The sequence below is a fragment of the Nocardia sp. NPDC052254 genome (genome assembly GCF_040679495.1).
Lineage (GTDB): Bacteria > Actinomycetota > Actinomycetes > Mycobacteriales > Mycobacteriaceae > Nocardia.
The window spans coordinates 306,488-315,721 of the sequence record NZ_JBFAUW010000007.1 but is presented as its reverse complement, the minus strand read 5'-3'; the positions used below and the strand labels follow the sequence as shown (position 1 = coordinate 315,721).

Sequence of the window (9,234 nt, the reverse complement as noted above, 5' to 3'; positions counted from 1 at the left end):
CAGGAGGCGGCGTGCGTGACAATGCGCAGCCCACACACGCTGCCGACCGGGTGCGGGTGTCCCGCATGAGCACAGGAGGCGGCGTGCGTGACAATGCGCAGCCCACACACGCTGCCGACCGGGTGCGGGTGTCCCGCATGAGCACAGGAGGCGGCGTGCGTGACAATGCCCAGCCCACACACGCTGCCGACCGGGTACGGGTGTCCCCGCATGAGCACAGGAGAAGTCGTGAGTGATCGATTGATGTTCCGGCGGGAGTTCTTCGTCGGCGGCGCGTGGGTACGCCCGGCCGGCGATGAGCGGTTCGCCGTGATCTCGCCGTCGACCGAGGAGGTCGTGGGCGAGGTTCCGGTCGCCACCACCGCCGATATCGATCGCGCTGTCGCGGCGGCCCGGATCGCCTTCGAGGAGGGTCCGTGGCCACGGATGTCACCGGCCGAACGCGCCGATGCGCTGACCCGCGCCGCGGAGATCCTGCGCACACGCGAAACCGATATCGCGGCGATCACCGTCGACGAGATCGGTTGTCCGGTGAGCCAATCCAGGCAGGCGCAGACGGGGATGGTCGCGGCGCTGTTCGACTACTACGCCGAACTGATCCGTGACTTCGCCTTCGAACAGACCGTGACCGCCGGTGACCGGTGCGGTCTGGTCACCCGGGAACCGGTGGGCGTCGTGGCCGCCGTCGTCCCGTGGAATGCCCCGGTCACCCTGGCCGCGTGGAAGACCGCACCGGCGCTGGCCGCCGGCTGCGCGGTGGTGCTCAAACCACCCCCGGAATCGCCGTTGAGCAATTTCGTATTGGCCGAGGCACTCGACGAGGCCGGACTGCCACCCGGAGTCATCGCCGTCGTGCCCGGCGATCGCGAGGTCGGCGAGTATCTGGTCACCCATCCCGGCGTCGACAAGGTGGCCTTCACGGGTTCGACGGCGGCCGGTAAGCGCATCATGAGCGTCTGCGCCGATCAGGTGAAGCGGGTCTCGCTGGAACTCGGTGGGAAATCGGCGGCCGTCGTGGCCGACGACGCCGATATCGCGACCGTGCTGCCCGCGATCGTCAAGGGCGCCATGCACATGTCCGGGCAGGTCTGTGGCGCGCACACCCGGGTCCTGCTCCCCCGCGAACGTTATGCCGAGGCCGTCGACGCGGCGGCGGCCGCGGCGGCCGCGGTCCGCATCGGCGACCCACACGATCCCGCGACCCTGGTCGGCCCGCTGGTGGCCGAGCGGCAGCGCACCCGCGTCGAGCACTACATCGCATCGGCCCGCGAGGCGGGTGCGCGAGTGGTGACCGGAGGCGGGCGGCCCGGCGAGCTCACCAAGGGCTGGTACGTCCAGCCCACGATCCTGGCCGAGGTCGACAACTCGATGCGGGTGGCACGCGAGGAGATCTTCGGCCCCGTCCTGTGCCTGATCCCCTACAGCGACGACGACGAGGCCGTACGCATCGCCAACGATTCTCCCTTCGGCCTGTCCGGCGGCGTGTGGTCCGCGGCGCCGGAGCGTGGCCTGGCCATCGCGCGCCGGCTGCGCACCGGCAGTATCGCGATCAACGGCACCTATCCGCCGTTCCCGCGGGTTCCCTTCGGGGGCTTCAAGGAATCCGGTCTGGGGCGTGAACTGGGCGTCGACGGTCTGCACAGTTTCCTCGAGGCCAGAAGTATCGGACTGCCCGCCGCCCTGCGGCCGGGCAGCGAAAGATGAACGGCGCCACACCGTTCGAGCTGTGAAGGAAGTGATGTCCGATGCGAACCGGATCCAGCGTATGCGGTACGGAATTCGACGACGAGCTGTTCGTCCGTGCCACGGTCGAATCGGTCGGCGTCTGCCCGGCGCGCGCGGACTACATCGAAATCTGTTTCGCCACCACCGAAGGTCACTGGAAGTGGTGTTTTCCGGAGCCCGACCCCTCGGACACCGTCACCGAACCGACCACCGAACTGGCCTTCACCCTCGATCACTATGGGGCCCAGGCACATCCGATCGTCGACGGGCGGATTCAACCCGCGATTCCGAGTGCGGCCGCGCTGCCCATGGTGATCGCGGGGACCCCCGTGCACATCGCCCGGCGGCTGGTACTCATGTGCCGGTGAGGATCACTCACGCGGTGAGTACCACCTCGCGAGCCGCGAGGAACCACGATCGCTCGAACAGATCACCGGGCTCGATTCGGAAGTTGCTGCGAAACCAGTCGATTCGGGATCGAAGCCCGGTGACATCGTCGAAGTAGACCTCGTTCACCGCGTCGTAGGCGGCGGGATTCGACTCGACGGGATGGTTCTGCACGTAGGCGAGTCCGCGTGCGGCATCGGGTATCCGGACCGAGGTGGCGCCGGGCCCGCCCACCGAGCCCGCATGCGACTTCCAGCGGGTCGCGAATTCCGCGGGGCTCAGCTCGGCCGCGCGCACCGCCACCGCCATGTGTTTGAGCCGATCCCCGCCATCGTCCCAGCGATGTTCCAGCCAGTCCTCACCACGAAGAATATGTTCGCGGGCAATCACTTCCACGATGTCACCGGTGACCTCGGCGGCCTTCACCAGGGTGGCGCACCAGCGATCGTGGCGGCGCAGATGCCCGACGTCGCGGAACCACTCGGCCACCACACCGTCGTGCCGGGGGCCGGGGCCGGTCAGATCCGGCAGGATCGTGCACACCGCGACGCGCAGTGGCCGCAGTCCACCCGGCGCCTCGGCCGAGGCGGCGCACAGCAGCGGCCACCGCCTGGTGAAGTCATCGAGGGGCAGATCGGCGTTGCGGGTGGCGAACCGTAGCCGTTTGATCACGAGGAGGCTCCCGATATATCCGAAACCGGTTCCGCGACAGTCTCTTCTTGATGCTCCCGCCGCCAGGCCGCGATCCCGGAGCGCCAGCGGGCGACACTGTTCTCCTTGATCCCAGCGTACCCGCGGATCTCCGATACCGAGGCCGCAAGCCGGACTTTCCGGTCATAGGGCACTCGCGCGGCCGGATCGACGACCTCGGTGATCAGCTGCGCGTATTCGACTATGACCGCGCGCTCGGTGCGCCGATCACGATCCCACCCGAACGGATCGAACGGGGTGCCGCGCAGGCGCTTCATCCGGCGCAGCACCCGGAAGCCCAGGGCGTACGGCTTACCCGCGGGCAGCTTCCGGTTCATCCCGAGCCGGCGCAGTATCGGCGGATGCAGTTGGTAGGTCACCGAATACGCGCCGTCGATGCCCAGTTCGGCGGCGACCGCGTCGTAGTCCGCTGCCAGATGCAGTCGCGCGACCTCGTATTCGTCCTTGTAGGTGAGCAGCGCGAACCACGACTCCATCACCGTGCGGGTCAGCGCCCAGTCGTGGTCGGCGTCGTCCCGGGCGGCGGCGTACTCGACGAGATCGAGGTAGCGACGAGCCCGCCCGGCGCTCTGATAGTCGACGACCTGGGCGGTTCGCCGCAACAGTCGCTCTCGCAGCTCTTCCGCTGGATTGCGCTCGGCGACAAGAGCTTCCGACGTGGCCAGAGCAGCGGCCGTCGGCTCGTAGCCGCGGGCGGTCGGGGCGACCCGCGTTCCGCCCACGGCGGTCGTGACGGCCTCCGGATCGTGGACGAGCCAGCGTCCCCAGTCGAATGCCAGCCGATTCGCCGCTGCGGACCGGCCGGACAGCGCGCTGTCGATGTCGGCTGCCGACACCGGCAGTCCGCCACGCTGAAACGCCGCGCCCAGCAGCACCACATTGGCCGGGAGGTGATCACCGAAGACCCGTTCGGCGATCACCCGCGCATCCACCACCGTGGTGCGGTCCGGCCCGATCCGCTCGGTGATGACGGCTTCCAGCTCTGTCACCGCCGGCGCCTGGGCCTGGTTCTGCAGCATCGCCGCGGTCGGTGTGACGGTCCGGTCGACCACCGCCAGCGCGTGTCCCGCACGCACTTTCGCCAGATGGTCGGCGGAGGCGGCCTGCAGGATGTCGCCGGACAGATAAAGATCCGCGCCGTCACCGCTGACCGCCGCCGAACTCAGGGCCGTCCGGTCCACCGCGAGATGCAGATGCGACACCACCGCGCCCGCCTTCTGCGACAAGCCGGTCTGGTCCATACCACCGACCGTCCAGCCCGCGGCCTCCGCCGCCCGCACGAGAATCCGGTTCGCCGTGACGATTCCGGTCCCGCCGATGCCGGTGAAATAGATGCTGTAGCGATCGCCGACGATCGGCCGGGCCGGTTCGGGAAGCACACCCGAGGGCAGGTCCGGCCGCTTTCGGGCCGGCTTGTCACGTGCGCGCCCACCGGTTTTCGGTGTGATCGTGACGAACGACGGACAGTCGCCGTCCAGGCAGGTGTAGTCGCGATTACACGAGGAATCGTGAATGTGGCGCTTGGTTCCGAATTCGGTGTCCAGCGGCAGCACCGACAGGCAGTTGCTCTTGGCACCGCAGTCGCCGCACCCCTCACACGCCGCCTCGTTGATCACGACCCGGCGCGGCGGCTCCGGTAGCAGACCGCGTTTGCGCAGGCGCCGTGCCTCGGCCGCGCAGCGCTGGTCGTAGATGATCACCGTCACCCCGGGCACCGTCCGCAATCGCTGCTGCTCCTGCGCCAGCCGATCGCGGCCCAGCACCTCGACTCCGTCCGCCCAGCGGGCCCGCCGCCCGTAGCGACCGGGTTCCTCGGCGCAGACCACGATCTCGCGCACCCCCTCGGCCTGCAGCGACCGGGTGAGCGCGGGGACGTCCTGCTGTCCGGTGACCTCCTGGCCGCCGGTCATGGCGACGGCGGTGTTGTAGAGGATCTTGAAGGTGATGTCGGTGCCCGCCGCCACACTCGCCCGGATCGCCAGCGTGCCGGAGTGGGTCAGCGTGCCGTCACCGAGATTCTGGATCAGATGCGGTTCGTTCACGAAGGGCGACAACCCGATCCACGGCACGCCCTCGGCGCCCATCGGTGTCGGCGGCAGCGTTTTCAGGTCCTTGTTGCGGGCCTCGAAGTACATGATCCCGTGGCAGCCGACCCCGCCGCCGACGAGCGCGTCGCCGGGTGCGACCGTGGACCGATTGTGCGGGCAGCCGCTGCAATACGCCGGTGCGCGCGCGGGGGTGATCAGCAGCGGCAACTCCATCCGGACCGCCGGGGCCGGACGCAGGGCCGGCACAACCCGATCGATGACCTCGCCGATCGTCTTCGGATCCAGCACGCCCGACGACGAGATCAGCGGCCTGCCCTCGCCGTCGCGCTTGCCCAGCACCGGAATCCTGCTGCCGGATTCGTGCAGGGCGGCGCGCAGTTGCGTTTCGAGGAACGGCCGCTTCTCCTCCACCACCAGCATCCGCCGCACCGAGCCCGCGAATTCGACCACGGTGTCCTCGACCAGCGGGTAGGTCATGCCCAGGCGCAGTATCCGTATTCCGGCACCTGCCAGTCCGTCCGGCTTCACACCGCGCTCCGACAGCGCCTGCACGACATCGAAATAGGTCGCCCCGGAGCAGACTATCCCCAGATCGGCGGTGTCGGGACCGACCGTGCGGTCCAGACCGTTGTCCCGCGCGTAGGCCCGCGCCGCCCGCAACCGGAGCTCGTTGATCAGCTCCTCCTGGCCCGGCACCGCATGCGGGCCGATCGTCGCCTGCGGGTGGTGCTCCCAGATCTGCCCGTCGATACTCAGCCGGGGATCGACCGGGTGGTGGCGGCCGGGGTCGAGATCCACGGTGCCGATGCCGTCGGCCACCACGGTGACGATCTTGAGTCCCACCCAGGCGCCGGCGTACCGCGACATCCGGAACGCGTGTACACCGAAATCGAGCACATCCTGCTGATCACCCGGAATCAGTACGGGCATACCGGCATCGGCGAAGGTGTACTGGCTGTCGCAGGCCAGCGTGGACGACTTCGCCGCCGGATCGTCGCCGCAGAACACCACCGCGCCGCCCCCCGGACCAGCACCCATCGCATTGGCGTGTTTGAGGACGTCCCCGGAGCGGTCCAGGCCCGGCCCCTTGCCGTACCAGGCGCCCACCACCCCGTCGACCTCGTCGTAGGGCAGGGCGGCGCCCATCTGACTGCCCCAGACGGTGGCCGCGGCGAGTTCCTCGTTGAGTCCGGGCCGGTGCACGATCCCGTGCCGCCCCGGCTCGTGCTGTTCCAGTTCCAGATCGAATCCACCCAGCGGCGATCCCGGATATCCGGAAACCATTGTCGCGGTGCGAAATCCGTCACGTTGATCCAGTTCGTGGCGCAGCACGAGCAGACGCACCAGCGTCTGCACCCCCGACAGCACCGGCGTCGCAACCGTCACGGATAGACCTCGGGATCGACGTAGGCGAAGGCACCGTCCTTCATCACGGCGCGCATCTTCGAATGGTCCTGCAGCACAGTGATGTCGGCGGTCGGATCACCGTCGACGACGATCAGGTCCGCGAGCAGTCCCGCGCGGATCTCACCGACCTCGAATCCCGCCGCCGGGCCGATGTTCCGGGTGGCGGTGTGGATGGCCTCGATCGGCGACATGTCGATCAGCTCGACATAACGCTGCAGTTCCGCGGCATAGGTGCCGTGCCGGGTCCACTGATGGCCGAAGTCGCCGCCGGACAGGATCTTGATCCCCGCCGCCTTCAATTTGTGCAATCCGTCCACCTGGGCTCGCAATTCGTCGCGATAGCCGGAGGCGTCGACGCGCTCGGCGGTCATCCCCCACTGCTCGGCTCCGCCGGACACCACGGCGTAGAGATAGTGCAGTCCGGGGCAGACCCAGACGTCGTCCCCGCGCGCTTCGAGTGCGGACAGCGCCCGATCGTCGAGGAAGCAGGCGTGATGGATGATCCGGACGCCGGTGCGCGCGGCCATCGCCACACTCGCCGCCCCCCGCGCGTGCACGACGATGAAGGCCCCATAGCTGTCGGCGACTTCCACTGCCGCCGAGAGCATCTCGTCGTTCATGTAGATGTCCTCGGACGGGAATTCCGGCACCACGCCGTCGCCGGAGATGAACAGTTTGAGCGAGCGCACACCGCTGTCGCATTGCCGCGCGACGACCTCCCGGATGTCGCGGACGCCGTCGACGACCTCCATCAGGCCGCCCTCTTCGCCGCCCAGACCGCCGCGCTCGGCGATCATCGCCCCGCAGGGAATGATGCGCGGCCCCGGGACCAGCCCGCGTTCCACCGCGTCGTGAATGAGCAGATCGTCGTCGGGCTGGGTGGCGCCGGCACCGATCAGCAGCGTATATCCGCTCTGCAGATAGGTTTTCGCCACGGCGGCGACATCGAGCATGTGCCGCCCCGGCGGCGTCGCGGCCACCGCCGCGTGATCGAAGACGAAATCCAACGGCCAGCTGATGTGGGTGTGCGCGTCGCCGAGCCCCGGCAGCACCGTCGCACCTCGCAGATCCACCACCCGCACAGCCCCCGGATCGACCTGGATATCCGCGCCGATCGAGACCTCGGCGATCCGATTTCCCTCGATCAGGACGTCTCCCGCCAGGGGACGTTCGGCCGGATCACCGCCGCAGGTGAGCACCCGGCCGTTGGTCAACAGTATTCGCTCCACCATCAGCGACCTCCAGTACTGAGCGAGTACTTACTTTATCACTGACTACCTCATTCCGAGAGTCGAATTCTTCTATACGAGAATCATCCATCCGCTCGGCACGCCGCGCGGCGGAATGCTCGAATGCCCACCTGTCGATCACGCATCGGTCCCGGTACAGCTGTCACCATGGTCAGCGAGACCGCCGCCGGCGGTGAGAATCACAGCGTCGAAGGAGCGTGATCGCATGCCCGCCGAAACCCTGGCGACCGAATCCGTGGATGCCGTCGTCATCGGCATGGGCCCGGGCGGTGAGTTCGTCGGCACCGAACTCGCACGCGCCGGGCTGGCGGTGGTCGGCGTCGAGGGCCGGCTGCTCGGCGGCGAATGCCCCTATTACGCCTGTGTCCCCACCAAGATGATGGTCCGGGCCGCGGGCACCCTCGCCGAAGCCCGTCGCGTCGGGAAACTCGCGGGAACCGCACAGGTGCAACCGGATTGGACACCGGTCGCTCAGCGGATCCGCGAGGAGGCCACCGACAACTGGGACGACCGGGTGGCCGTGGAACGATTCGAGGACGCGGGCGGCAGCTTCGTGCGGGGCTGGGGCCGCATCACCGCGCCCGGGCAGGTCCGGGTCGACACCCCCGAAGGCCCGCGCGAATTCCAGGTACAACGGGCGATCGTGCTCAACCCCGGTACCGCACCGGCGGTTCCGCCGATCGAGGGCCTGGCCGACACCCCGTACTGGACCAATCGCGATGCGGTCACCACCACCGAAGTGCCCGAATCGCTGATCGTGCTGGGCGGCGGTCCGGTGGGCGCCGAGTTCGCACAGATCTTCTCGCGGTTCGGCAGCGAGGTGAGCATGGTCGTGCGCAGCCGCCTGCTGCCGCGCGCCGAACCCGAGGCGGCCGACACCGTGGCCACGGCCTTCGCCGAGGAGGGGATCGCCGTTCGCACCGGAGTCGATGTGGCCCGAGTCGACCACGACGGCGAATATTTCACGGTGCGGCTGAGCACCGGCGACCCGATCCGCGCCCGGCGCCTGCTCGTCGCGGCCGGACGCAGCACGGATCTGGCGGCACTGGGAGTCGGCGCGATCGGCCTGGACGAACAGGCGCGCGGTATCACCGTCGACGAGCAGATGCGCGCCGCCGAGGGGGTGTGGGCGATCGGCGATGTCACCGGGCACGGCGCGTTCACGCACATGTCGATGTATCAGGGTCGCCTGGCCGCCGCCGATATCCTGGGCGCTCCGGCCGAAGCCGCGCAGTACCACGCGGTTCCGAACGTCACCTTCACCGAACCCGAGGTGGGCTCGGTCGGCATGACCGAGGCGCAGGCACGCGCGGCGGGACTGAGCGTGTGGACCGGCCGCGCGGAGATTCCGTCGTCGACCCGCGGCTGGATCCACGGCCCCGGCAACGCGGGATTCATCAAACTGGTCGCCGACGCCGATCGCGGCATCCTGGTCGGCGCCACCTCGGTCGGCCCGGTCGGGGGCGAGGTCCTCAGCGCACTGGTCGTGGCCGTGCACGCCCGCGTCCCGGTCACCACACTGCGCGAGATGATCTACGCCTACCCCACCTTCCACCGCGCCATCGAGTCCGCACTCGCCGATCTGGGCTGACCGGTCCAGATCGCCGATCCCATCACGAACGGGCCGACGGGGCACCACAATCGGGGCCATGGCCGATGCCGACGACGTCCGGCGGATCGCCCTGGGACTGCCCGAGCCCTTCGAG

The 9,234-nt window shown here is 68.8% G+C and carries 6 protein-coding genes; 3 read left to right on the top strand and 3 right to left on the bottom strand.

From position 1 onward, the window contains the following. The first annotated feature begins 210 nt into the window (after nt 1-210). Together AB0L57_RS20240 and AB0L57_RS20235 are read left to right on the top strand one after the other, a co-directional pair. The gene (locus AB0L57_RS20240) at nt 211-1,704 is read left to right on the top strand and encodes an aldehyde dehydrogenase (protein ID WP_364964188.1); all 1,494 of its coding nucleotides are present in this window, start codon (nt 211-213) and stop codon (nt 1,702-1,704) included. Between the two features lie 41 nt (nt 1,705-1,745). Further along, nucleotides 1,746-2,093, top strand: a complete 348-nt coding sequence (locus tag AB0L57_RS20235; RefSeq protein ID WP_364964185.1) for a hypothetical protein — start codon at nt 1,746-1,748, stop codon at nt 2,091-2,093. Between the two features lie 7 nt (nt 2,094-2,100). Here AB0L57_RS20235 and AB0L57_RS20230 read toward each other — a convergent pair whose 3' ends face one another. Genes AB0L57_RS20230 through AB0L57_RS20220 form a run of 3 tightly spaced genes read right to left on the bottom strand, consistent with a single transcriptional unit; the run spans nt 2,101 to nt 7,510 of the window. Beyond that, the gene (locus tag AB0L57_RS20230; protein ID WP_364964183.1) at nt 2,101-2,784 is read right to left on the bottom strand and encodes a hypothetical protein; all 684 of its coding nucleotides are present in this window, start codon (nt 2,782-2,784) and stop codon (nt 2,101-2,103) included. Next, nucleotides 2,781-6,257, bottom strand: a complete 3,477-nt coding sequence (locus AB0L57_RS20225) for an indolepyruvate ferredoxin oxidoreductase family protein (protein WP_364964181.1) — start codon at nt 6,255-6,257, stop codon at nt 2,781-2,783. The genes AB0L57_RS20230 and AB0L57_RS20225 overlap by 4 nt, the downstream gene beginning before the upstream one ends. Next, a complete protein-coding gene (locus tag AB0L57_RS20220) occupies nt 6,254-7,510 on the bottom strand; it encodes an amidohydrolase family protein (protein ID WP_364964178.1) in 1,257 nt (418 codons plus the stop codon). Before AB0L57_RS20220 ends, AB0L57_RS20225 begins: the two co-directional genes overlap by 4 nt. A gap of 223 nt (nt 7,511-7,733) precedes the next feature. Here AB0L57_RS20220 and AB0L57_RS20215 point away from each other — a divergent pair, with 223 nt between their 5' ends. After that, complete coding sequence (locus tag AB0L57_RS20215) at nt 7,734-9,119, top strand: NAD(P)/FAD-dependent oxidoreductase (RefSeq protein WP_364964175.1); 1,386 nt, start codon at nt 7,734-7,736, stop codon at nt 9,117-9,119. The last annotated feature ends 115 nt before the right edge of the window (nt 9,120-9,234 follow it).